This is a genomic window from Kitasatospora sp. NPDC101183 (assembly GCF_044767945.1).
In the GTDB taxonomy this organism is placed as follows: domain Bacteria; phylum Actinomycetota; class Actinomycetes; order Streptomycetales; family Streptomycetaceae; genus Kitasatospora.
Map to the genome: position 1 here is coordinate 1 of NZ_JBIWOW010000011.1, position 22,817 is coordinate 22,817.

Consider the following 22,817-nt stretch of genomic DNA (forward strand, 5'->3'; position numbering starts at 1 on the left):
TGGGGGGGGGGGGGGGGGGGGGGGGGGGGGGGGGGGGTGGGGGGGGCCCGGGGGGGGGGGGGGGGGGGGGGGGGGGGGGGGCCCGGGGGGGGGGGCGCGGGGGGGGGGGGCGCCCCCCCCCGCCCCCCCCCCGCCCTGGCCGGCTTACGGTGGGGCGTGACCGACAACCACCTGGGAGAGTTCCTGCGCGCCCGCCGGGCGGCCCTGCTGCCGCAGGACGCCGGCGTGGTGAGCCACGGGGTACGCAGGGTCGCCGGACTGCGCCGGGAGGAGGTCGCTGTCCTGGCCGGGGTGAACGCGGACTACTACACCCGCCTGGAACAGGGGCGAGAACGCCATCCGTCGGCCCAGGTGCTCGATGCGCTCGGCCGCGCACTGCGGCTGGAACCGCACGAGTACGCGCACCTGCACCAGCTGGCGGGGACGGTGCCGAGCGATCGGTTCGCCCACACCACGGACCGGGTCAGCCCCGCCCTGCGCCAGTTGCTGGACGGTTACCCGGCCGCCCCGGTGTTCGTCATCAACCGGATCTTGGACGTCCTGGCAGCCAACACCCTGGCCGAGGCCCTGCACTCCCCCTTCGAGCGGGTCGACAACCTCGCCCGGATGGTCTTCCTCGACCCGGCGGGCCGGCAGTTCCACGAGCGGTGGGGCCACACGGCCCAGGCCGTCGTGGGCCACCTGCGGCAGGCGGCCGGGCCCGACCCGGGCAGCCCCCGACTCCGGGAACTCGTGCGCACCCTCACCAGGCACAGCACGGACTTCACCCGCCTGTGGAACGCCCACGTCGTGCGCGGCAAGACCCAGGCGGCCAAGCACCTCCTCCACCCGGACGTCGGCCCACTGACCCTCACCTACCAGGCCTTCGACGTCAGCGACGCCCCCGGCCAGCAGCTGATCGTCTACCAGGCGGAACCCGGCAGTTCCAGCGCCCAGGCCCTCAGCTTGCTCGGGTCCCTCCACGCCACCTCGAACCGGGCCGCCAGGTAGCCGGCAGCCGGCGACCGGGAGCGGGAGTGCGCGGGCCCGGCGGGCACCGCCGGGCCCGCACGAACGCAGCAGCCGAGTCCCGGCCCGGGAGCGGGATGTCGTCCTCACCTCGGTCGACTACCGGCATCGCCGCTTCGTCCTCCAGGACCGGTCCCTGGCTCCGGACTTCCGGCAAGAGACCATCGCGGGCCTCCCGCCCGTTCCCGGTCTCCTCCAACCGATCATGGACGGCCGGAAACGGCGGGAGGCATCGGCCTTCGTCCGGGGCCAAGGCCGCCCAGGGCGAGCCCCTGTTCACGCCACGACGGATCGAAGCGGCCCAACCCGAGCGGCTTCACTCGAAACGTCACATCGGACTGACAGCAGGCCGAACTCAACGTTGTCCGACGAGTCTCGGCGAGGTTTGACCGTCCGGGCGACCCGGCAGGTGATCTTGACGGGTGGTGAGACGCGGGCCCTGGAGAGACCCTTGACGCTGGGCTCCGGTGCTCCCGGCTCGTTCGTGGCCTTCCTGGCGTCCGACGAGGCGCGTTGGATCACCGGGGATGCCGCGCCGTCTCCGGCGGCAGGGCGCCGACCCCACGCCGTCTCGCCGCTGACCCGAGCCGGCCGGAACCGGCGCTCGGGCTCAGCGAGGGCTGAGGAGGCAGAACTCGTTGCCCTCCGGGTCGACCAGAATCCTCCACGAGATCGAGGACTGGTCGATGCCGGGGTCGGTGGCGCCCAGGGCGCGCAGCCGGGATTCCTCTGCCGCCGGGTCGTCATCGCGGTAGGGGGCGACGTCGAGGTGGACGCGATTCCACCCGCTCTTGACATCGGGAGTGCGCACGAACTCCAGGTAGGGGCCGACGCCTTGGGCGGAACGCAGGGAGGCGTGGTCGCCGGCGACCTCGTGCACCGTCCAGTCCGTCGCCTCGCCCCAGAACCGGGCCATCGCGCGCGGGTCGGCGCAGTCGACCACCACGGCGGCGACCGGCCCGGTGTCCCCGTAGACGGGGCGGGGTTCCAGGACGCAGAACTCGTTGCCCTCCGGGTCGGCCATGACCGCCCAGGGGACATCGCCCTGACCCACATCGGCGAGGGTCGCGCCGAGGTCCTTCAGATGCGCGACCAACTCCGCCTGGTGGGCGGCCGAGGTGGTGGCCAGGTCGAGGTGCACCCGGTTCTTCACCGTCTTGGGTTCGGGGCGGGTGATGATGTCGATGCAGACGGCCGTGGGGTCGGGGTAGTCGAAGCCCACGGGTTCGAGGTTCGTCACACCGGGTCCCTCGCTGTCGACACCCCAACCGAGTGCCTCCGCCCAGAACCGGCCGAGCACGGAGTCGTTCTGGGCCTTCATATTGATCTGCACGAGTCTTGTTGCCATGCCGCAAATCCTAGAACCGGGCCGAGGGCCGGAAGTACGTGGTCGAACGTCGCCGGGACGCCGTCAAACTTCGCTGGGACTGGTCAACCAGATGTAAGCGTCCTCGTCGACCCAGGTGGTGCCTGCGTCTATCAGCAGAGACAGGGCCGAGCGAAGCGAAGGCCCGCGCGGGGGCCGGCCATCGGTGCGGCGGAAGTCAGTGGTGGGGGTGCTTGGTGTGGGCGAACTCCGTGACGAAGGTGTCCTCGAACACGGGCAGGTCCGCCGGGCTGCGGCTGGTGATCAGGGGGCCGGGGCCCGCGTGGCACACGTGGACCTCCTCGTCGACCCAGGTGGCGCCGGCGTTGAGGAGGTCGGTGCGCAGGCTGGGCCAGGAGGTGAGGGTGCGGCCGCGGACGGCGTCGGCCTCGATGAGGGTCCAGGCGGCGTGGCAGATCGCCGCGACGGGGCGGCCCGAGGCGGTGAGGGTGTGAACGAAGGCGACGGCCTGCCGGTCGAGGCGCAGGTGGTCGGGGTTGGCGACGCCGCCGGGCAGGACCAGGCCGTCGTAGGCGGCCGGGTCGGCGTCGGCGACGACGGTGTCCACGGCGAAGGTGTCCCCCGGTTCGCGGTGCCGGAGGGCGAGGACGCGGCCGGGGGCGGTGGAGAGCAGGCGCGGGGTGCCGCCGGCCTCGGCGACGGCCTGCCAGGGCGAGGTCAGTTCGACCTGCTCGGCGCCGTACGGGGCGACCAGGAAGGCGATCGTCCGGCCGGTGAGGGTGGTGGAGGGCCAGCCCATGGCGTTCAACGTTCGGCGTTCAGCGTTCGGCGGCGGGCGGGGCGGTTCTCAGGTGGGCGCGCGGGCAGTCCAGGTGGACGGACCGTTCGAGGTGGTCGACGCGGGCGATCAGGCCGGCCGGGACCGGCACCCGGGTGCCGGGCACCCAGGGCGCGGCGTCGACCAGCAGGTGGTCGCCGGTGTCCTGTTCGACGCGACCGAGCGGGCCGTCGACGGCCCGGACCTCGTACCCGACCAGGCTCGGGTCGGCGGCGGGGTGGGCGCCGGGGCGGTGTTCCCACAGGTCGGTGCTCATGGCCTCACGCCTCCGGCCGGTCCCAGGGCCGGCGTTCGCGCCGTTCCCGGTGTTCGCCGGGCTCGGGCCAGTCCCTCGGATCGGTGGCTTCGGCCCTGCGCCCGCCCCGGCGGCGGCGCAGCAGTTCGGAGGCGACCACCGCGGCCGCCACCGAGGCCGCCCACACGACGCCGAGGGCGGTCAGCACGGCGGTGGTCGGCGTCCGCACGCCGATGCTGAGGCAGATCGCGGTGGTCACCAGGGCCGTCAGCACCACGCCGGCGGTCAGCCGCCGCCCGACGGCGCGCAGCGCCCTGCGTGCGGGGCCGGGCGGTTTGGCCCCCATGGTGCTCAACTTCCGGTCCAGCCGCGTGTCCTGGCGCAGATCGGACTCGATCTCCTCAAGCAGCCGCCGTTCCCATCCGCTCAACGCGGGTCCGTCCATCTCGGTCACCTCCGACACTTCCGGGTGACGTGCTCGTACCCGGCGGTTGCCCGGTACGGGCCGGGGTTAACCGTTCCGGGCCGTGCCCGCCGCGGCGCCGACGGGGCCGAAGGCCCGGGGGCGCGCGAGCAGGCTGTCGTCCAGGACGCGCAGCAGGGCGGCGGCGCCGCGGTGGACCTCGGCCGCACCCGCCGCCCGCAGCTCGGGGCCGGCCTCGCCGCCGGCCTCCAGGGCGACGCAGGGCACCCCGGCCCGCCTCGCCGCCAGCACCTCGCGCACGCTCCCGGCGACGGCCACGGCGTGCGAGGGCGGGCCGTCCACCAGTGCCAGCGCGGCGCGCACCGGCTCTCCCCCGGGGTCGGCGACGGTGAGGGCGGGCGCCCCGGCCGCTCCGGGCCCGGTGAGCACCACCGTCCAGCCCCGCGCGGCGCACTCGCGCAGCAGGTCGGCGCCGCCGGGCAGCCCGGGCCGCCAGTCGGTTCCGAACACCGCCGCCGAGATCACCGTCATGGGCCACCGTCTCCGTCGAGGGGCCCGTGTTCCCGGGCCCCGGACCGTGCGCGCCCTTCCAGGTTAGGCCGCTCGCGGGCCGGGCGCGCAGCCTGCGGGCCCGCCGGAAACGCCGCACGAAACGCCCGCACGAAACGCCGGCGGAAACGCGGTGGACGGGGCGGGCGCGGGGGCGGATACTCGCGTCCGTCCGCGACTGGGGGGAGAACGGGTGACGGTGTTCGCGTGCGCGCGCTGCGGCGCGGTGGTGACGGGCCCGCTGCGGGAGGTGGCGCTGCCGGCGCACGCCCACCAGGAGCGGGACGGGCACCGCTACATGCCGGTGCTGATGGAGCCGAGGACCTTCGCCGTCGACCCGGAGCCGTGGGGTCCGCCGTGGCGGCCGTGGGCCGGGCTGGGCGAGGCGGAGGCGGCGGCGCTCGGGGTGTTCGCGCCGGTGCCGTACGTGTCCCTCGCCGCGCCGGGCGCCGTGCTGATGGCACCGGGTGACACCCGCGGCACGGTGTTGCTGCCGGAGGAGCTGGACGGCTGCTGCGCGGCGGGCGGCGGGCCGAATCTGGCCTGCGCGGGGTGCGGGGCCGTGGTGGGGTCGCAGACGGACGACTGCTACGCCTGGCAGACGGTGTGGCTGGACGCGCCCGCCGTCCGGCGCCTGGCCTCCACGAACGCCCCGGAGGAGGACAGCTGGCCGGGCCCGACAGAACCCGTCGAGCCGGACGGCTGGTGGAGCGACCGCTGGCGGGCCTCGGCGGGGATCGCCCTCGCCCACCTGCTGGCCGCCTCGGAGGGCGAGCCGGTGGCGCTGCCCGCGGGGCTGGTCACCGAGATGTTCGGCCGAGCCCTCGCCCGCCTGCTCCCAGCCGGGCCGCCGGTCCGCCGCCTGGCCCTCGCGGGCCCGGGCCTCGACCCGGGCGCGGGAGCGGGGGCGGAGATCCTGCTCGTCCCCCGCCACCCCCGCACGGGCGAGCCCTGGCGGCCGCCCGGCGGCGCGGCGCCCGTCCCCCTGGACGCCGGGGTGTGGGCCCACCTCGCGCGCCCTCCGGCCCGCTCCACGCCCCGGTTGCCTCCGGGCGTGGAGCGGGACGATCCGCTGCCGCTGCGGCCGATGCGCCTGTTCGAGCCGCAGTACCGGCTGACCGTCGACCGCCTGGCCCGGATGCCCGCCGTCCGCGAGCCGTGGCTGCGGGCGATCCACGACACGTTGCTCTAGTGCTGCTGCGCGATCTGGATCAGGTTGCCGCAGGTGTCGTCGAGGATCGCCGTGGTGACGGGCCCGTGGTCGACCGGCTCCTGGGTGAAGCGGACGCCGAGGGCGAGCAGCCGGGCGTACTCGGCGCGGACGTCGTCGACGGCGAAGGAGGTGGCGGGGATGCCGTCCTCGACGAGGGCGCTCCGGTACGGCTTGACGGCGCGGTGGGCGTCCGGTTCCAGGACGAGTTCGGTGCCGTCCGGCTGCTCGGGCGAGACGACGGTGAGCCAGCGGTAGGCGCCGAGCGAGACCTCGTTCTTCTTCAGGAAGCCCAGCTTCTCGGTGTAGAAGCTCAGGGCCTTGTCCTGGTCGTCGACGAAGACGCTGGCCAGGTTGATCCTCATGGGGTGCTCCAGGTGTCCGGGTGACGGGTGTCCGGGTGTCCAGGTGCCGCGCCCCCGATCGTGGCAAGCGCCCGCGCGCGGATCAACGCGGCGCGGCGGTCACCGCCCGACCCGGGGCCTCCCGAGCAGGTCCCCCGCCCGCTCCGCCAGGCCGTCGGCGCCGCAGCGGACGGCCAGGTCCAGCCCCCGTTCCAGGGCGCCGAGCCCGGCCTCCGTGGGGCCGAGCGCCTCGCCCAGGTCCACCAGGGCGAGCGCGTGCTCGTAGCGGGCGGGCGAGCGCTCCAGGTGGCGGACGGCGCGGGCGAGGAGGCCGGCCGCGCGGGGGCCTTCGTGGACGGAGGCGCTCAGGCGCAGGGCGCTGCCGATCGCCGAGGCCGTCCCCGATTCCCGCGCCCGGCGCACGCCCTCCTCGGCGAGTTCGCGGGCCCGCTCGGGCTCCTCGGCGGCGACGGCGCGGGCCAGGTGGCCGAGCCAGGGCGCCCAGACGGTGTTGCGCCAGCCCCGCGCGTCCAGGGTGGCCCCGGCGGCGGTCAGGGTCGCGGCGGCGCCGGGCGCGTCGCCCCGGGCGAGGAGCAGGCGGCCGTACAGGGTGGGGGCGTCGGGCAGCACCATCACCGTCGGGTAGGGCGGGGCGAAGCCGTGGCGTTCGGCCAGCTCCAGGGCCTCGGCGAGGCGACCGCGCGCGGCCAGGGTCTCGGCAAGCCCGCCGACGGCGTCCCAGTACAACGGCACCCCCGGCCCTATCCGCGCGGCCAGGCGCAGCGCCCGGCGCAGATAGTCCTCCGCCTCGGCGAGGGCGCCGCAGCGGAAGCGGAGCAGGCCGGTGAGCAGGTACGCGAAGCCGAGGTGGCCGCCGCTCCACCCGGCGACCTCGTAGGTGCGCACGGCCTCGGTGAACAGCTCCTCCGCGCGGTCGACGCGGTCCGCGTACAGGTAGGAGACGCCGAGGATGCCGGGCAGTTCGAAGCCCCAGGTGGTGTTGGTCCAGCCGAGGCTCGGGGGCAGCCGGCCGCCCGGCAGCGCGGTCTCGCCGAGGGTGATGGCCTCCTCGCGCGGGGCGCCGCGCAGGGTGAGGTCCCAGCAGCGCAGCACGGCCACCGCGTGGGCCAGGCCGTCCTGTTCGAACAGCGCGTGCGGACCGGCCGGGCCGCCCGCGTCGCTGAAGGCGGAGCCCTCGGTGTCGCTGAAGGCGAGGCCGACGGTGCGCAGCGTCCGGTCGAACTCCTCCAGCCGCCGGGAGCGCCCCGGCCCGTCCGCGTCCTCGGCCTGGAAGGCGGCGAACATGAAGTGCGCGACCTCCAGCCGCAGGCGGCCGGGGCCGGGCGGGGTACGCGCGGCCTCCTGGGCGCAGACGGCGGCGGCCTCGCCGACCCGGTTGCCGTGGGCGAGGGCCTGGGCGAGGCGGAAGGTCGCGTCGACCCGCAGGTCGGGGCCGAGGCCGTACGGGTCGGCGAGGGCCAGGCGCAGCTGGTTGACGGTCGTGGAGGGGTCGGTGAGCAGGGCCGAGCAGCCGAGTTCGTAGAGCACCACGGCGCGGTCCTCGTCGGCGGGCGGTTCGCTGATGGCGCGGTGGAGGCAGCGCTGGGCGGCCTCGGGGGCGCCGATGGCCAGGTACTCGCGGGCGGCGCGGCGCAGTTTGCCGACGGTGGCGCCGTCCCCCTCGGGGACGGTCTCCAGCAGGTGCCGGGAGGCGGTGAGCAGGCCCAGGCCCGCGTTCTCGGTGGCGATGGCGGCGACGCCGTGCATGCCGGTGCGGGCGGCGGGGGGCATCGACTGGTAGACGGAGGTGGCGATCAGCGGGTGGACGAACTCCAGCCGGCCGCCCGGCCCGCCGACCAGCACGCCGTGGCGGCGCAGCTCGCGGACGGACTCGGCGGCGGTGTCCGGGCCCTGGGCGCAGATGACGGCGGCGAGTTCGGGGCGGATGTCGGTGCCGAGCATGGCGGCCGCCCAGGCGAACCGCAGGGCGGTCGGGCCGATCTTGTCCAGCCAGTGCCGCAGGGTCATCCCCCGGGCGCCGGCGGCGAGTTCGCGCAGCTGGCCGGTGCTCTCCTCGACGGGGTCGAGCCGCTGGTCGATCACCTCGCGCAGCAGGGCGGTGGTCTCGTACGGGTTCCCGGCGGTGACGGCCCAGACGTGGCGGCAGAAGGCGTCCTCGGCCTGCGTGCCCAGGGCGGCGCGGACGATCCGGGCGACGGAGGCCGGCTGGAGGGGGCGCAGTTCGTGGCGCCGGTCGGCCCGGGTGACGAGGCCGTGCTGGAGGGCGAGGGCCCCGTCGGGAAACTCGTCGCGGCAGGCGAGCGCCAGCAGGGCGGGCAGTTCGCGGGCGCGCACGGCGAATCCGGCGAGCCAGCCGAGGGACTCCGTGTCCGCCCAGTGCAGGTCGTCGACGATCACGGCGACGGGCGGGCGCAGTTGCACGAGGCGGGTGAGCACGAAGTCCAGCCCGTCGCGCACCCCCTGGGGGTCGATCCGGCCACCGGGCGGCAGCAGGCCGACGGCGGGGCCGACCACGCCCTCCCAGGGGCCGAACACCTGGGCCCGCTCGGGTTCGGAGAGGGCGGCGAGCACGGGCCGCAGCAGCTCGCGCACCACCCGGAACGGCTCGTGGCGCTGCCGCTCGCCGCCCCGGGCGAACAGCACGGTGCAGCCCGCGCGCCGGGCGTGGCGGCGCACCTCGGTGAGCAGGGCGGTCTTGCCGAGCCCGGCGGCGCCGGTGTAGACGAGCAGTTCGCCGACCCCGGCGCCGCCGGGCCGGGTGAGCGCCTCCACCGCCCGCGCCGCCGACCGGATCTCGGCCTCGCGCTCGTGCAGCGCCGCGCCCTCCCCGTCGCCTTCGCCCACCGTCGCCCCCAAGTCGCCGTACCCGCACCGTCGTTGCCGAGGCTACTGCCGAACGGCCCCCCGAGGGGCGATCTTGACGATCCGTACGCCTCCGGGCCCGCCACCGACGCCGGCGGCGGGCCCGGATGCGTCTCAGACGGCGCGGTGGCCGAACCGGAACAGCGGCGCCTGCGTGTCGAAGGGCACGTCCTCGCGGGCGGCCGCCACGGCGGCGTCGGAGGAGGGCAGGTCGAACGGCAGGCTGCCGACCATCGGGGCGCGGCCGAGCGCGGCGTCCAGCACCACCTCGTCCGCGGCGCCGAACTCCCCGAGGAGCAGGGCGGCGTGGGGCGCGAGCGGCGTCAGGACGGCGGGCCGTTCCAGCTGCGCCGCGAAGACCGTCGGGACGGCGTCCGCGAGCGCGGTGAGGCGCTCGACCTCGGCGGGCTCGAACTCCAGCGAGCCGCTGTGGAAGTGCTGCTCCAGCAGGCCCTCGCGCCGCTCGTACGGGGTCGCGAGCCGGACGACGGCCAGGTCGGCCAGCGACGGGTCGTCGACGACCGTCCCGTACCGGGCGGCGACGGCCGCGTCCACGCCCTCGACGTACAGCCGGGTGCCGGTGCGGGGCTCGCCGGCCAGGTGGACGAGCGAGCGGCGCTGGACCTCGCGGCCGAGCGCCCGGCCGTCCGGCGTGCCGACCAGCGCGGCGGCGGCCTGCGGGTCGACGTACGGGTCGTCGAAGAGCCCGAGGAGGAACGTGTCGCGCAGGATGCGGCGCACGGACTCGTCGAGCCGGGCCTCGGTGACGGCGCCGGAGCGCACGGCGGCGAGGATCAGCTCCGGGTCGGTCTCGCCGCCGAGCTGGTCGGCGCCCGCGTCCAGGGTGAGGACGACCTGCTCGGCCACCGACAGCCGCTCGACGCCCCAGTGGCGCGGCGGCAGGGAGACCAGGCCGGGGACCTCCATGCCGGTGATGGCGTTGAAGTCGGTGCAGACGACGCCGTCGAAGCCGTAGCGCTCGCGCAGCAGGCCGGTGATGACGTCACGGTTGAAGTTGGCGCCGACCTCGGCCAGGCCGCTGCCGGCGGGGACGGCGTAGGCGGGCATGATCTGCGCCGTCCCGGCGGCGAAGGCCGCCTCGAAGGGGCGCAGGTGGGTCTCGAAGGCGCCGCCGGGGTAGGTCAGGCTGCGCCCGGCGGCGAAGTGCGAGTCCTCGCCCGCCAGTTGGGGGCCGCCGCCGGGGAAGTGCTTGGTCATGCAGGCGACGCTGTCGCGGCCGATCGCGGGGCCGCTCTGGAGGCCGTCGATGTAGGCGGCGATCATGCGCGAGGCGCGTTCCGGGCACTCGCCGAAGGTGCCGCTGATCCGGGCCCAGCGGGGCTCGGTGGCGAGGTCGGCCATGGGGTGGATGGCGACGCGGATGCCGACGGCGCACAGCTCGCGGCGGATCAGGTCGGCGTAGCGGCGCACCAGCTCGGGGTCGTCGGTGGCGGCGAGGCCGATCGGCTCGGGGCCGGTGGAGAAGCCGCCGCCGGTGTGGGCGGTGGCCGGGTTGGCGGTGAAGCCGTGCCGGGGGTCGGAGGAGAGGGTGACGGGGATGCCGAGGCGCCCGGCGGCGGCGAGGCCCTGGACGTGGTTGTTCCACTCGGCCATGGCGCGGGGGTCGGGGACGGCCATCATCGCGAAGTGGGTGAGGCCGCGCTCGGTGATCAGGTGCGCGCCGGAGGGGAACGGCGGATTCTCGCCGGGGAGCATCCGGCCGTGCAGCATCTGCGCGGCCTTCTCCTCGACGGTCATCCGGCCGAGGAGGTCCTCGACGCGCTCCTCGACGGGCAGGCGCCGGTCCTCGTACGGCTCCATGGTGCCGTTGTGGTTGAGGTCGCGGAACGGGGTGCCGTCCTCGGCGTGCAGCAGCGGGGCCGTCATGCCGTCACCCCGGCGGCGGCCTTGGCGCGGAAGGCGTCCAGGGTCTCGGCCGGGACGCCGCAGGAGGCGAGGAAGCCCTCGGCGCCGCCGTGCTCGGTGCGGACGAGCTCCAGGAAGGCGGCCATCGCCCCGGCGGGGGCCTCCAGCAGCGGGGCCGGGATGGTGAGGCGGCCGGCCTCCACCTCGTTGAGGGCGGCGCGGTTGCGGTCGGCGAGCCCGGCCCAGATCTCCTGGATCGCCTCGTTGGTGCGGGCGTAGTCGGCGACGATCTCCTCGGCCGGGACGCCTGCGAGCTCCAGCAGCAGCGCGACGAGCAGCCCGGTGCGGTCCTTGCCGGCCGCGCAGTGCACCAGCACCCCGCCGGGGCGGGCGGCGGCGGCCTCGACGGCGGCGGCGAGGTGCTCCGGCGCGGACTCGGCCATCAGCAGGTAGAAGGCGCCGAGGTCCTCGGCGGTGGTCATGGTGGCCATGGCCGCGGCGAGCCGCTCGTTCTGGGGCTCGATGCGGCAGGCCAGGACGGTGATCCCGGCGGCCTCGGCGGCGGCCCAGTCCTCGGGGCGGCACTCGGCCTCGCCGCGCAGGTCGACGATGGTGGTGACGCCGTGCTCGCGCAGCTGGTCGACGACGGAGTCGTCGGCGGCGGGGAAGGGCTGGGCGGAGCGCAGCAGGACGCCGGGGCGGATGGCGCGGCCGGCGGGGTCGGCGAGCAGGGCGGGGTCGCGGAAGTTGACCAGAGGCATGCGGGGGGCCTTTCAGGTGGTGCGCATCAGGTGGTGCGAAGGGGCGGTACGAGGGTGTGCGGTGCCGTCCGGGCGGCCCGGGGCGCGTCCGGTACGGGGGTCGGTCGGGTCGGGTCGGGGTCAGCCGGCGGTGGCCAGCACCTCGCGGTAGGCCGCGACCCAGTCGGTCAGCGCCCTGCCGTCCGCGCCGGAGGACAGGACGTGGCGGCGGACGACGCCGCCGAACAGCGCGCCGAACGCGGCGGGGCGCAGGTCGGTGTCGGGGTCGGCGTCGAGGCGTTCGGCGGCGATGGCGACGGTGCGCTCGGTGAACGCGTCGACGACCACCAGGGCGTAGTTGCGCACGGAGTGCACGTCGAGCAGGCCCCGGCGCAGGCGTCGGCGGCGCTCGGTGTGCTCGACGGGCTCCTCCAGCCGGCCGCCGGTCTCGGTCAGGGCGTGGTCGAGGGCGGCCCAGAGCGCGAGGTCGGCGGGGGCGGCGGCGAAGGCGTCGAGGACGACCTGGCCGAAGTCCCAGCCGAACAGCAGGGCCTCCTTGGCCGGGTAGTAGCGGAAGAAGGTGCGGTGGGCGACGTCGGCGCGGCGGCAGATCTGGTCGACCGTGGTGCGCTCGAAGCCCTGCTCCTCGAAGAGGTCGAGCGCCGCGGCGCGGATGCTGTCGCGGGTGCGCGCCTTCTTGCGGTCGCGCATGCCCGGCTCCGCCGCGGTGTCCGTCCCCTGCATCGTTCTTCCGCTCCTGTTCGGTGAGTTGGCGTGCTGCACGTGGCCGCCTGGGGCGGCCGGTGGCAGTACCGAACCACGTCCGACGGTGCGCGCTCAAGGCGGGCGCCGACTCTTACGGGTTCCGTCATCTGGAATTTGCACAACTGCCTTTTGGCAGTACTGCCACTTCCGCAATCGTAACGGTCGTCGGCGGCCCCGCACCCGACGAACCTCTCGGCGCCCACGACCCCCGGCGCCGGGACTCCCCCGAACGAGGAACACCGAGGAACCATGAAGCGGCATCACCTCCTGGCGTCGGCGGCCCTCGCCGCCGCGCTCACCCTCACCGCCTGCTCCGCCTCCGACGACGCGCTCTCCGGCGGCGCCGGCGCCACCGGCGCGGCGGGCGAGGGGCCGGCCGCGGACGGCGGCACCCTCAAGATCGGCCTGGACCGCCCCTTCACCCGGCTCGACCCCGCCGACGGCACCCTGACCTCGATGCCGATGATGGTCCTCGCCAACGCCCTGTACGACCCGCTGATGGTCAACGGCGACAACGGCACCGTCCAGCCCTACCTCGCCAAGTCCTTCACCCCCGACGCCGAGGCGAGGACCTGGACCCTCGAACTGCGCGAGGGCGCGACGTTCAGCGACGGCAAGCCCCTGGACGCCCGGGCCGTCGCCGACCACGTCGCCCGGCTCTCCAAGCCGGAGAGCAAGTGCGCCTGCGCCCTCGACGCCGCCGCCATCGCCGCCACCGCCGTCACCGGCCCGACCACCCTCACCTTCACCCTCAAGGCCCCCGACGCCGCCTTCCCCAGCCTGTTCACCCGCTCCCTCGGCTACGTCTCCGAGGCCCCGGCCGGCGACTCCCCCGCCGTCGGCTCCGGCCCGTACACCGTCGAGAGCGTGCAGCCCGGAGTCTCCGTCACCCTCGCCCGCAACCCCTCCTACTGGGGCGCCAAGGGCCACGCCGACAAGCTCGTCTACCGCGTCCTGCCCGACGCCGACAGCCGCTACCAGTCCCTGCGCTCCGGCGACACCGACCTGATCTGGACGGAGACGCCCAGCCAGCTCAAGCAGGCCCCCACCGACGGGCTGCGTGCCGCCACCGGGCCCGGATCGACCAGCACCGTCCTCTTCAACACCAAGGCCGCGCCCTTCGACGACGCCCGGGTGCGCCGCGCCGTCCAGTACGCCATCGACCGCGAGGCCCTGGAGAAGGTCGTCTTCCTCGGCCAGGGCGCGCCCTCCGCCGGCCCGATCGGCTCCCGCTCCCCGTACCGCACCACTGCCTCCACCGCCGAGTACCCGGCGCACGACGCCGCCAAGGCCCGCGCCCTGCTCGCCGAGGCCGGGCACCCCGACCTCGCCTTCGACTACCTCGTCGACAGCCGCCCCGAGGCCCAGCAGCGCGCCACCGTGCTCCAGCAGATGCTCGGCGAGGCCGGGATCAAGATGACCATCAAGCCGATGGACAACGCGAGCCTCGGGACCGCGATGCTCCAGCGCAAGTTCCAGGTGATGGACTTCGTCACCAGCATGTTCGGCGACACCGACACCGCGCTCACCTCCCTCTACCTGCCGAACTCGCCCTACAACTTCACGAATTGGGCCGATCAGGAGGCCGAGAAGGCGATCACCGAGGGCCGCGCCTCCACCGACGCCGCCAAGCGCTCCGACGCCTACAACCGGGCCGCCCGGCGCGTCGTCACCGAGGCACCGATGGCCTTCCTCACCGAGAACACCGTCGGCTTCCTCGCCACCGCCAAGGTCACCGGCCTGCCCGACCTCTCCAAGCGCACCGTCCTCAACGTCTCCCCCGCCGTGCTCGGGGTGAAGCGGTGACCCCCGGCACCCGCACCGCCCTGCGGTACGGCGGGCGCCTCGCCCGGGCCGCGGCCGTCCTGCTGCTGGTCACCGTCGCCGCGCTCGCCCTGCCCCACCTGATGCCCGGCTCCCCCGCCGTCGCCGCCCTCGGGCCGACGGCCACCCCCGAGCAGGTCACCGCGTACGAGTCCGGGCTGGGCCTGGACCGCAACGTGCTCTCCGCCGCCTGGCAGTGGATCGCGGACGCCCTGCACGGCGACCTCGGCCACTCGCTCGCCACCGGCGCCGCCGTCACCACCGAACTGGCCGACCGCATCCCCGTCACCCTCGAACTCTTCCTCGCCGCCCAGGTGGTGGCGCTGTCCATCGCCGTGCCCGTCGCCCTGCTCTCCGCCTGGCGGCCCGGCGGCGCCTTCGACAGGCTCGCCACCGCCGGGACGTTCGGCTGGCTCGCCGTCCCCGGCTTCGCCCTCGGGCTGCTGCTCATCTGGGTCGCCGCCGTCCAGCTGCGCGTCCTGCCCGCCACCGGCTGGACGCCGTTCACCGAGGACCCGGCCGAGAACCTGCGCCACCTCGTCCTGCCCGCCCTCACCCTCGGGCTCACCGAGGCCGCCGTCTTCACCCGCACCCTGCGCGGACAGTTGCTGGAGACCCTCGACCAGCCGTACATCGCCGCCGCCCGCAGCCGCGGCATGGGCACCACCCGGCTGCTGCTGCGCCGCGCCCTGCGGCCGTCCAGCCTGCCGCTGGTCACGCTCGTCGGCATCGGCATCGGGACGTCGCTGGGCGGCTCGGTGCTCGTCGAGTCGCTGTTCGCGGTGCCCGGCGTCGGCAGCCTCGCCTCCGGGGCCATCGCCGGGCGGGACTTCCCCGTCGTCCAGGCCGTGGTGGTGGTCAGCGCGCTCGGCGTGGTCGCGGCCACCCTCGCGGTCGACCTGCTGTACCGCACGATCGACCCGAGGATCGCCGATGAGCGCCACTGAGACCGTCACCGCCGCTGTTCCCGTACGCCGCCACCGGCCCCCGGCGGGGGTGCTCACCGCCGCCGCCTGGCTCGCCCTGGTCGCCCTCGCCGCACTGCTGCTGCCGCTGCTGCCCGGCTTCGACCCCCTGCACGGCGACTTCGCCCACCCCTCCGCCGCCCCCGGCCCCGGCCACTGGCTGGGCACCGACGCCGCCGGGCGGGACGTCCTCCAGCGCACCGTCGCCGGGGCCCGCGCCTCCTTCACCGTCGCCGGCCTCACCATCCTGGTCGGCCTCCTCGGCGGCGGCGCCCTCGGCCTCGCCTCCGGCTGGTTCCGCGGCCCGCTCGACAAGGCGATCGGCTTCGCCACCGACCTGCTGATGTCCGTCCCCAGCCTGATCCTCGTGATGATCGCCGTCTCCCTGCGCGGCCCGAGCCTGACCGTCATCGGCGTGCTGATCGGCCTGTTCACCGTGCCGCACTTCACCCGCGTCGTCCGCGCCGTCGTGCTCTCGCTCGGCGAGCGCGGCTTCGTCCAGGCCGCCCGGATGATCGGCACCGCCCCGCTGCGCATCCTCGGCCGCGAGATCGTCCCGCACGTCGCCCCGATCGCGCTGACCTTCGCCTTCACCGCGACCACCGTCTCCATCGTCGCCGAGGGCTCGCTCAGCTTCCTCGGCTTCGGGCTGCGCCCGCCCGAGCCCTCCTGGGGCGGCATCATCGCCGAGGGCCGCACCACGCTCGGCAGCGCGCCGTGGATCTCGCTCGCGCCCGCCGCCGTCCTCTGCCTGACCGTCCTCGCCCTCAACTACCTGGGGGAGCACCTGCGTTCGGGCGCTCCCGCCGCCCCGAAGGGAGCGCGCGGATGAGCGCCGCACCGCCGCCCGTCCTCGACGTCCGCTCGCTCGGCGCCGTCCTGCACGCGCCCGACGGCCGCCGACTGCACGTCCTGCACGAGGTGAGCCTCTCCATCGCCGCCGGGGAGTGCCTCGGCGTGGTCGGCGAGTCCGGCTCCGGCAAGTCCGTCCTGGCCCGCACCGTCCTCGGCGTCGGCCCGCGCACCACCAGGACGGAGGCCACCGGCCAGATCCTGCTGAACGGCGAGGACCTGCTCGCCGCCACCCCCGCCCGGCGCGCCGAACTCCTCGGCACCGGCATCGCCATGGTCCACCAGGACCCGATGACCTCGCTCAACCCCGTCGTGCGGATCGCCGACCAGGTCACCGAGTCGATCACCAACCGGCGCCGCCTCTCCCGCCGCGAACGGCTGCGCACCGCCGCCGAGTTGCTCGCCGCCGTCGACGTCCCCGACCCCGCCCGCCGCGCCCGCGCCCACCCCCACGAGCTCTCCGGCGGCCTGCGCCAGCGCGTCGGCATCGCCGCCGCCCTCGCTGGGGAACCCGCCCTGCTCCTCGCCGACGAGCCCACCACCGCCCTCGACGTCACCGTCCAGCGCACCGTCCTCGACCTGCTCGACCAGCACCGGCGCGAACGCGGCCTCGCGACCCTGCTCATCACCCACGACATCGGCCTGCTCTACGGGCGCGCCCGGCGCATCGCCGTCATGTACGGCGGACGGATCGTCGAGACCGGCCCCACCGAGGAGGTCACCGCACGCCCCCGGCACCCGTACACCGCCGCGCTGCTGCGCTCCGTCCCCCGGGTCACCGGGCCGCTGCGGCGCACCCTGCCCGCCATCCCCGGCTCGCCGCCCGACCTCGGCCGGCCCATCGCCGGATGCCCGTTCGCGGCGCGCTGCGACCGGGCGGGCGAGGTGTGCGGCACCACCACGCCGCCCTCCCACGACATGTCGTCGGGCCACACCGTCGACTGCCACTTCCCGCTCACCGCGCCCGAGGACCTGGAGCCCGCGGCATGACCAGCGCCCTTCTCGAGGCCACCGGCCTCACCGTCGTCCACCGCACCCGCTCCGGCCCGCTGCACGCCGTCAGCGGCGTCGACCTCGCCCTGAGCCCGGGGCGCACCCTCGCCCTGGTCGGCGAGTCCGGCTCCGGCAAGAGCAGCATCGCCAAGGCCCTGCTGCGCCTGCCCGCCCCCACCTCCGGCACCGTCCGCTTCGACGGCACCGACCTCGGCGCCCTCTCCCCGCGCGCCCTGCGGGCCGTCCGGCCCCGGCTCCAGATGGTCTTCCAGGACCCGCTGTCCTCCCTCAACCCGCGCCGCCGCGTCCGCGACATCGTCGCCGAACCGCTCGCCGCCCATGGCCGCACGGGCCAGGCAGCAGTCGTGGAGCGGCAGTTGGAGGAGGTCGGCCTGCCCGTCGCTCTCTTCGGGGACCGCCGCCCGCACCAGCTCTCCGGCGGCCAGGCCCAACGCGTCGCCATCGCCCGGGCGCTGGCCGCCGGGCCGCGCGTGCTCATCGCGGACGAGGCCGTCTCCGCCCTCGACGTCTCCGCCCAGGCCACCGTCCTCAACCTGCTGCGCCGGCTCACCGAGGAACGCGACCTCGCCGGGCTGTTCATCTCCCACGACCTCGGCGTGGTCCGGGCCGTCAGCGACGAGGTCGCCGTCCTCCAACTCGGCCGCGTCTGCGAACGCGGCCCCACCGAAGCCGTCCTCGCCGCCCCGGCCCACCCCTACACCGCCGCCCTCCTCGCCGCCGTCCCCGAACCCGGCCGCCCCCTGCGCGACACCGGCCTCCTCCCCACCGACCCGCCCTCCCCCCACGCCCCGCCGAGCGGCTGCCGCTTCCGCACCCGCTGCCCCCTCGCCACCTCCCGCTGCGCGACGGAGGAGCCGCGGCTGCGCGAGGCCACCCCGGGCCGCGCGGTCGCCTGCCACCACCCGCTGGTCGCCACTGCGGCCTGACACCCCGTGCGGGCACCGGCGACGGCCGGCGCCCGCACTCAGTCCGAGTTCGGCCACACCAGCACCCCGGGACCGTCGGGGGTCACCACCGGCACCCACGCCTCGTCGGCCTCGCTGATCCGGCTCTCGTCCAGGCTCAGGGCGCCCCGCTCCTCGGTGTGCCCGTCGGAGACCCAGTAGGGGATGCTCTCGACGATTCCGCGGAGCCTCGCCCGCTCGGCCTCCGGCCAGGCGTGGCCCCAGGTGCCGACGCCGCCGAGGTCCTCCTCGAAGAGTCGGCGCAGCGCCGCCGCCGCGTCCGGGCCGGACAGCGGCACGAGGAAGCCCTCCACCCGCCCCTGGCGGCAGGCGGTCCCGCCGTACTGCTGCCGGTAGTGGACACCGGTCGGCGCTTCGACGACCACGTGCAGACAGCCGTCGGCCGTGTCGTCCTGGTCCAGTGTCACGAAGCGTCGGGAGGCCACGGCCGCCATCCTCCCGGCGGCCGGCCACGGGCTCAACAGCGTTCCCGCGCCCGTGGAGGCCGGGGACGGCGCTCGGGCCCGGCCTTCAATTCAGCCACGGGCCCGGTCACTGGTACGGCGTCAGGCGGTCCGCGCTGATCACCGCCCAGCGGCGCACTCCCTCGTCCGGGTCCTCCGCGAGGGTGCGAACCGCCTGGAGGGCCCGCGCCTGGCGGGACTCGCCGAGAGCGGCGAGGGCGTCGATCCGTACCTGCGGTTCGGGGTCGGCGAGGAGGGCGATCAGCAGGTCGACGGCCTTCGGCAGGCCCGCGGCGTGCGAGCCGAGCGCGCCCGCCGTGGCGCCGCGGACCTCACCGGACTCGTCGGCCGCGGTCCGGGCGAACAGTTCCACGTCCTGCGGGCCGCTCGCGAAGCCGAGCGTCCAGACGCCGACGGCGCGCAGCCGGGCGTCCGGCTCCTCGACGAGCGGGAGGGCGGCGGCGCGGGCGGCGCCCGGGTACTGCGCGAAGAGGTCGACGACCTCCGCGAGGAGGGAGTCCTGGTCGTCGCCGAGGTCGCGGGCGCTCGCGCGCAGCAGGACGGGCAGCGCGTCGGGGCCGTTGAGGCCCGCGAGGACGCCGGCGATCAGGTCGCGGGCGAAGAACTCGCCCGCGGCCAGCGCCTCCTCCAGTGCGGCCTCCACCGCCGGGACGAGCGAGAGGTCCCCGCAGGCGGCCAGCTCGTCGGCGAGGGCGATCGACTCGTCGAAGTCCGGGTCGACGTCGAGGAGGAGGGCCAGCAGGTGGTCGAGCGATTCGGCAGAGGTCATGTCCGCACGCTAGCGCCAGGGTGTGTCAGTTGAGCGGCGGGTCCGTGGCCAGGCGGGCGTGGAGGTGCTCGTCGGTGTAGGTGTCGCCGTGGTAACGGTGGGAGGCGCGGAGGGTGCCCTCGTAGGGGTAGCCGCAGCGGTCGGCGACGCGGCAGGAGGCGGTGTTGCCGACGGCGTGCCAGAGTTCGATGCGGCGCAGGGCGGCGGTGTCCACGCCCCACTGGGTGACGGCGGTGGTGGCCCGGGTGGCGAGGCCTCGGCCTCGGGCGGTGGGGAGGAGCCAGTAGCCGACGAGGGCCACGCCCTCGGCCTGGTTGGTCCAGAGCAGGGCGACGTTGCCCTGGAGGCTGCCGTCGGCGGCGTCGGTGATGGCGAAGGCGGCCGCGGTGCCCTTGGCCCAGCCGGTGACGCAGCGGTCGAGGTAGGCCTCGGCCTCGGCGGGGTCGGTGGCGCGCAGCGGGTTCCAGCGGGCGATCTGCGGGTCGGCGGCGGCCGCGACGAGTGCGGGGACCGTCCCGCCGGGCAGGTCGAGCGTCCGGCCCCAGGGGCGGAGAAGGGCGTCGCCGAGGTCGAGGACGGCGGGCCGGAAGTCGCTGCTGGTCATTCCGCCTTCCTACCGTCTCGCTTCCGCGCCCGCCAGCGGTTTCCTCACCGAAAAGGGATCGCCTCTCTCATGTCCCGGTGCGACGATCGACGGGTGATCGAGCTGATGACGGCGCACACCTCCGACATAGACCGCGATGTTCTGTACGGGGCCCGGGAGTTGCTCGGCGAGGTCTTCGAGGGGGACATGTCCCCCGAGGACTGGGAGCACGCGCTCGGCGGCGTGCACGCGCTGCTGTGGGAGGACGGCCGGCTGACGGGCCACGCCTCCGTGGTGCAGCGGCGGATGGTGCACCGGGGGCGGGCGTTGCGGGCCGGGTACGTGGAGGCCGTGGGGGTGCGGGCGGGCCACCGGGGCCTCGGGCACGGGGCGATGCTGATGGACGCCGTGGAGCGGGTGATCGGCGGGGCGTACGAGCTGGGGGTGCTGGGCGCCTCGGACGAGGCGGTCGGGTTCTACCGGCGGCGCGGCTGGCAGCCCTGGCGCGGCCTGCTCTCCGTGCTGACGCCGGAGGGGGTGCGGCCGACGCCCGACGAGGACGGTGCGGTGTTCGTCCTGCCGGGCGCCGCACCGCTGGACCTCGCCGCCGCGCTGACCTGCGACTGGCGCGACGGCGACGTCTGGTGACCAGCGTGGGAACCGGCGTCAGATCCGGGCGAGGTACCCGTTGTCGACGAGCCAGAGCACGTTGAGCTTCGCCGGCCCGCCGGGCAGCAGGGCCGCGTCGAGCTGGTACTGCAGGCCCCAGCCGGGCTGGTTGAACCAGGGGGCTATCGGACCGGCGTGGACGGTGAACTCCTTGACGACCTTGTAGTCGTGGTAGTTGCACGCGGCCGCCGGGCTGCCGTCGAGGCTCTGCGGCGGGATGGCGCGGTTGGCGTAGGGCAGGCCCTCGGGGGCGAGGTAGGAGCCGTACTCGCTGCCGTAGCGGTCGATGTTCTGGTTGGGGTGGAGCGTGATCTCGAACTCGATCGGGCTGCCGTCCGGGAGGGTGACGTAGCCGTCGGCGGGCGGGTAGATCCAGCCGCCCTTGCCGCCGTTGGCGCCCTGGTCGTAGTACGTGGCGAAGAAGTCCCGCTCGACGGCGCCGCCGGTGCGCTGGTAGCCGAAGAGCTGCCGGCCGACCGGGCCGGTGGTGGGCAGGCCCTCGGGGCCGAGGCGGGCGTCCCCCTCGTAGAACCCGGTGCTGCACTGGTCGGACGGCGTGCCGGTGGCGGCGGCAGCGGCGGGTATGCAGGCGGCTATGAGCGCGGTGGCCGCGGCGAGCGGCGCGACGAGCAGGCGAAGGCGCACGGGTGTCTCCGTTGTGGTCGTGAAGGTGATCGTGGAGGATCACGGACGTGTTCGCGGCCCCGTGTTCGCGAACACGGGGCCGCAAGGACACCTCAGGCAATCGGATCACCTGATGCTCCGTCAATCGGAACATCACAAACCGGTCACCGCCCCGGCGCGACCCGGCCGATCAGGTGCAGCAGCCGGTCCAGCGCGTCCTTGGAGTTGGGCTCGGTGAGGTTGACCATCAGCCGGAAGGCGATCTTCAGCAGCGCGGGCTGCCCCAGCCCGGCCGCCCCGGCGGCGCCGAGCAGCTTCGGGCGGCCGAGCAGGTCGGCGGCGAGGCGGCCGAGGGCGAAGTAGCCCGCGTAGGCGGAGCGCAGGGCCTGCGGGTAGGTGCGCAAGGCGAGTTCGCGGCCGCGGTCGGTGCGGCGGGCGAGGGCCTGGACGACGCTCTCGGCGGCGAAGCGGCCGGATTCCATCGCGTAGGCGATGCCCTCGCCGGTGCCGGGGCTGACCGTGCCGCCCGCGTCGCCGACGAGCAACAGGCCGTCCGCGTAGTGGGGTTGGCGATTGAGGCCCATGGGCAGGGCGGAGCCGCGGACGGGTTCGGTGACGGCCTCGGGGGTGTAGTCGTACTCGGGCGGGAGGCCTTCGCACCAGCGGCGCAGCAGGTCGCGCCAGTCGACGTCGAAGTGGGCGGTGTCGAGCACGCCGAGGCCGACGTTGGCCGTTCCGTCGCCCATGCCGAACACCCAGGCGTAGCCGGGCAGGAGGCGGTTCTCGCGGTCGGTGGGGTCGCGCAGGTCGAGCCAGGCCTCGAGGTAGCTGTCCTCGTGGCGCGGGGTGGTGAAGTAGGTGCGGTAGGCGACGCCCATGGCGCGGTCCGTGCGGCGGTGGCGGTTCATCGCGACGGAGAGGCGGGTGGAGTTGCCGTCGGCGGCGAGGACGATCGGGGCGCGGTACTCGACGGGCTCGCGCCCCTCGCCCAGCTTGGCGGTGACGCCGGTGATCCGGCCGGTCCGCCCGTCCGTCAACGGGCCCGCCACGTTGGCGCGTTCGACGAGCCGGGCGCCGGCGGAGGCGGCCCGGCGGGCGAGCAGTTCGTCGAAGTCGGCGCGGCGGCGCACGAGCCCGTAGCCGGGGTAGGCGGACAGCTCGGGCCAGTCGAACTCCATGCGGCGCCGGCCGGAGACGAGCCGCAGGCCCTTGTTGTGCAGCCAGCCGGCCTCCTCGGAGACGTCGATGCCCATGTCCGTCAACTGCTTGACGGCGCGCGGGGTGAGGCCGTCGCCGCAGACCTTCTCGCGGGGGAACGCGGACTTCTCCAGCAGCAGCACGTCCAGGCCGGTGCGGGCGAGGTGGTACGCGGCGGTGGAGCCGGACGGGCCGGCGCCGACGACGATGACGTCGGCCTCCTCCGCGCCGCGGCCCGTCCGGGCGGACTCCTGCTGCTCTGGACCGGGCATCGCGCACTCCCACGGGGTCGGATTCGGCTGCGGCGGATCGGGCCGGCCGCGCCACTCCCGCACCAGTGGGCCCGGCGGTCCCAGACGGACGATAGAGAACCTGCCGGGCAGCCCGCTCCCCCGACACGCGGTCCGGCGGCGGCGAGCGGCCATTACCGGCCACCGTCCGACCGTCCGTCACCCGGTTGAGGTGGCCACGACGCGCACGAATTGCTGGCAGTCGGTGGAGCTGGTGAACGGCGAGCTGCCGAAGGACCCGGAGCTCAACAACCCCAAGCACAAGGTCTTCAAGGTCGACTGCGGCGGCGAGTCCCCGAAGCCGACCCGGACGCCGACGCAGACTCCCACCCAGACGCAGACGCCGACCAAGGCGCCGACCGGGACCCCGGAACCGAGCACCCCGGCAGCGACGGCACTCTCCTCTACGCGG

General features: G+C 75.4%; 23 protein-coding genes. 8 read left to right on the plus strand and 15 right to left on the minus strand.

What is annotated here, in order from left to right; translation table 11 throughout:
* Nucleotides 1–156: 156 nt before the first annotated feature.
* Nucleotides 157–990 (plus strand): helix-turn-helix transcriptional regulator, encoded by an 834-nt coding sequence (locus tag ACIRRS_RS16885; protein ID WP_402971072.1) that lies wholly within the window; start codon nt 157–159, stop codon nt 988–990.
* Nucleotides 991–1,618: 628 nt separating this feature from the next.
* Here ACIRRS_RS16885 and ACIRRS_RS16890 read toward each other — a convergent pair.
* The 5 genes from ACIRRS_RS16890 to ACIRRS_RS16910 all read right to left on the minus strand — a co-directional run bounded on the left by ACIRRS_RS16890 (nt 1,619) and on the right by ACIRRS_RS16910 (nt 4,363).
* A complete protein-coding gene (locus ACIRRS_RS16890; protein ID WP_402971074.1) occupies nt 1,619–2,356 on the minus strand; it encodes a VOC family protein in 738 nt (245 codons plus the stop codon).
* A 196-nt stretch (nt 2,357–2,552) separates the two neighbouring features.
* Nucleotides 2,553–3,134: a type 1 glutamine amidotransferase domain-containing protein gene (locus ACIRRS_RS16895; protein ID WP_402971077.1), complete on the minus strand. Its 582-nt coding sequence runs from the start codon at nt 3,132–3,134 to the stop codon at nt 2,553–2,555.
* Nucleotides 3,135–3,153: 19 nt separating this feature from the next.
* Nucleotides 3,154–3,429 carry a PRC-barrel domain containing protein gene (locus ACIRRS_RS16900; RefSeq protein ID WP_402971078.1) on the minus strand — a complete coding sequence of 92 codons (276 nt, stop codon included), beginning with the start codon at nt 3,427–3,429 and terminating at the stop codon, nt 3,154–3,156.
* 4 nt (nt 3,430–3,433) lie between these two features.
* Entirely contained in the window at nt 3,434–3,853 is a 420-nt protein-coding gene (locus tag ACIRRS_RS16905) for a DUF3040 domain-containing protein (protein ID WP_402971081.1), read from the minus strand.
* 66 nt (nt 3,854–3,919) lie between these two features.
* Nucleotides 3,920–4,363, minus strand: a complete 444-nt coding sequence (locus ACIRRS_RS16910; RefSeq protein WP_402971083.1) for an HAD family hydrolase — start codon at nt 4,361–4,363, stop codon at nt 3,920–3,922.
* Nucleotides 4,364–4,574: 211 nt separating this feature from the next.
* On the opposite strand from ACIRRS_RS16910, the gene ACIRRS_RS16915 reads away from it, so the two are divergent.
* The gene (locus ACIRRS_RS16915) at nt 4,575–5,573 is read left to right on the plus strand and encodes a hypothetical protein (protein WP_402971086.1); all 999 of its coding nucleotides are present in this window, start codon (nt 4,575–4,577) and stop codon (nt 5,571–5,573) included.
* Here ACIRRS_RS16915 and ACIRRS_RS16920 read toward each other — a convergent pair.
* From ACIRRS_RS16920 to ACIRRS_RS16940, 5 genes are all read right to left on the minus strand, one after another.
* The gene (locus tag ACIRRS_RS16920; protein ID WP_402971089.1) at nt 5,570–5,956 is read right to left on the minus strand and encodes a VOC family protein; all 387 of its coding nucleotides are present in this window, start codon (nt 5,954–5,956) and stop codon (nt 5,570–5,572) included. The two genes, ACIRRS_RS16915 and ACIRRS_RS16920, sit on opposite strands and share 4 nt — an antisense overlap.
* Nucleotides 5,957–6,055: 99 nt before the next feature.
* On the minus strand, nt 6,056–8,800 hold the full coding sequence (locus tag ACIRRS_RS16925) for an ATP-binding protein (RefSeq protein WP_402971092.1): 2,745 nt from the start codon (nt 8,798–8,800) through the stop codon (nt 6,056–6,058).
* A 132-nt stretch (nt 8,801–8,932) separates the two neighbouring features.
* Nucleotides 8,933–10,705, minus strand: coding sequence for a glycoside hydrolase family 3 protein (locus tag ACIRRS_RS16930; RefSeq protein WP_402971095.1), 1,773 nt, complete (start codon nt 10,703–10,705; stop codon nt 8,933–8,935).
* Nucleotides 10,702–11,445 carry a tyrosine-protein phosphatase gene (locus ACIRRS_RS16935; protein ID WP_402971098.1) on the minus strand — a complete coding sequence of 248 codons (744 nt, stop codon included), beginning with the start codon at nt 11,443–11,445 and terminating at the stop codon, nt 10,702–10,704. The genes ACIRRS_RS16930 and ACIRRS_RS16935 overlap by 4 nt, the downstream gene beginning before the upstream one ends.
* 120 nt (nt 11,446–11,565) lie before the next feature.
* Nucleotides 11,566–12,168, minus strand: a complete 603-nt coding sequence (locus tag ACIRRS_RS16940; RefSeq protein WP_402971100.1) for a TetR family transcriptional regulator — start codon at nt 12,166–12,168, stop codon at nt 11,566–11,568.
* Nucleotides 12,169–12,438: 270 nt separating this feature from the next.
* Between ACIRRS_RS16940 and ACIRRS_RS16945 the strand changes: the two genes are divergently transcribed.
* The 5 genes from ACIRRS_RS16945 to ACIRRS_RS16965 are packed head-to-tail and all read left to right on the plus strand — an operon-like array spanning nt 12,439 to nt 17,770.
* Nucleotides 12,439–13,995, plus strand: a complete 1,557-nt coding sequence (locus ACIRRS_RS16945) for an ABC transporter substrate-binding protein (protein ID WP_402971103.1) — start codon at nt 12,439–12,441, stop codon at nt 13,993–13,995.
* Nucleotides 13,992–14,960 (plus strand): ABC transporter permease, encoded by a 969-nt coding sequence (locus ACIRRS_RS16950; protein WP_402971106.1) that lies wholly within the window; start codon nt 13,992–13,994, stop codon nt 14,958–14,960. Before ACIRRS_RS16945 ends, ACIRRS_RS16950 begins: the two co-directional genes overlap by 4 nt.
* Nucleotides 14,947–15,810, plus strand: coding sequence for an ABC transporter permease (locus ACIRRS_RS16955; protein WP_402971109.1), 864 nt, complete (start codon nt 14,947–14,949; stop codon nt 15,808–15,810). Before ACIRRS_RS16950 ends, ACIRRS_RS16955 begins: the two co-directional genes overlap by 14 nt.
* Nucleotides 15,807–16,820, plus strand: coding sequence for an ABC transporter ATP-binding protein (locus tag ACIRRS_RS16960; protein WP_402971112.1), 1,014 nt, complete (start codon nt 15,807–15,809; stop codon nt 16,818–16,820). Before ACIRRS_RS16955 ends, ACIRRS_RS16960 begins: the two co-directional genes overlap by 4 nt.
* Nucleotides 16,817–17,770 carry an ABC transporter ATP-binding protein gene (locus ACIRRS_RS16965; protein ID WP_402971115.1) on the plus strand — a complete coding sequence of 318 codons (954 nt, stop codon included), beginning with the start codon at nt 16,817–16,819 and terminating at the stop codon, nt 17,768–17,770. Before ACIRRS_RS16960 ends, ACIRRS_RS16965 begins: the two co-directional genes overlap by 4 nt.
* 38 nt (nt 17,771–17,808) lie before the next feature.
* Here the strand turns inward: ACIRRS_RS16965 and ACIRRS_RS16970 are convergent, their stop codons facing one another.
* The 3 genes from ACIRRS_RS16970 to ACIRRS_RS16980 form a co-directional block, all read right to left on the minus strand.
* Nucleotides 17,809–18,234: a DUF6210 family protein gene (locus ACIRRS_RS16970; protein ID WP_402971117.1), complete on the minus strand. Its 426-nt coding sequence runs from the start codon at nt 18,232–18,234 to the stop codon at nt 17,809–17,811.
* 106 nt (nt 18,235–18,340) lie between these two features.
* Nucleotides 18,341–19,042, minus strand: a complete 702-nt coding sequence (locus ACIRRS_RS16975) for a HEAT repeat domain-containing protein (RefSeq protein WP_402971120.1) — start codon at nt 19,040–19,042, stop codon at nt 18,341–18,343.
* A 25-nt stretch (nt 19,043–19,067) separates the two neighbouring features.
* The gene (locus ACIRRS_RS16980) at nt 19,068–19,646 is read right to left on the minus strand and encodes a GNAT family N-acetyltransferase (RefSeq protein WP_402971126.1); all 579 of its coding nucleotides are present in this window, start codon (nt 19,644–19,646) and stop codon (nt 19,068–19,070) included.
* A gap of 93 nt (nt 19,647–19,739) precedes the next feature.
* Here ACIRRS_RS16980 and ACIRRS_RS16985 point away from each other — a divergent pair, with 93 nt between their 5' ends.
* Nucleotides 19,740–20,273, plus strand: coding sequence for a GNAT family N-acetyltransferase (locus tag ACIRRS_RS16985; RefSeq protein WP_402971129.1), 534 nt, complete (start codon nt 19,740–19,742; stop codon nt 20,271–20,273).
* Between the two features lie 18 nt (nt 20,274–20,291).
* Here the strand turns inward: ACIRRS_RS16985 and ACIRRS_RS16990 are convergent, their stop codons facing one another.
* Both ACIRRS_RS16990 and ACIRRS_RS16995 read right to left on the minus strand, forming a co-directional pair.
* The gene (locus ACIRRS_RS16990; protein ID WP_402971132.1) at nt 20,292–20,939 is read right to left on the minus strand and encodes a TNT domain-containing protein; all 648 of its coding nucleotides are present in this window, start codon (nt 20,937–20,939) and stop codon (nt 20,292–20,294) included.
* Between the two features lie 143 nt (nt 20,940–21,082).
* Nucleotides 21,083–22,387, minus strand: a complete 1,305-nt coding sequence (locus ACIRRS_RS16995) for a geranylgeranyl reductase family protein (protein ID WP_402971135.1) — start codon at nt 22,385–22,387, stop codon at nt 21,083–21,085.
* Between the last annotated feature and the right edge of the window lie 430 nt (nt 22,388–22,817).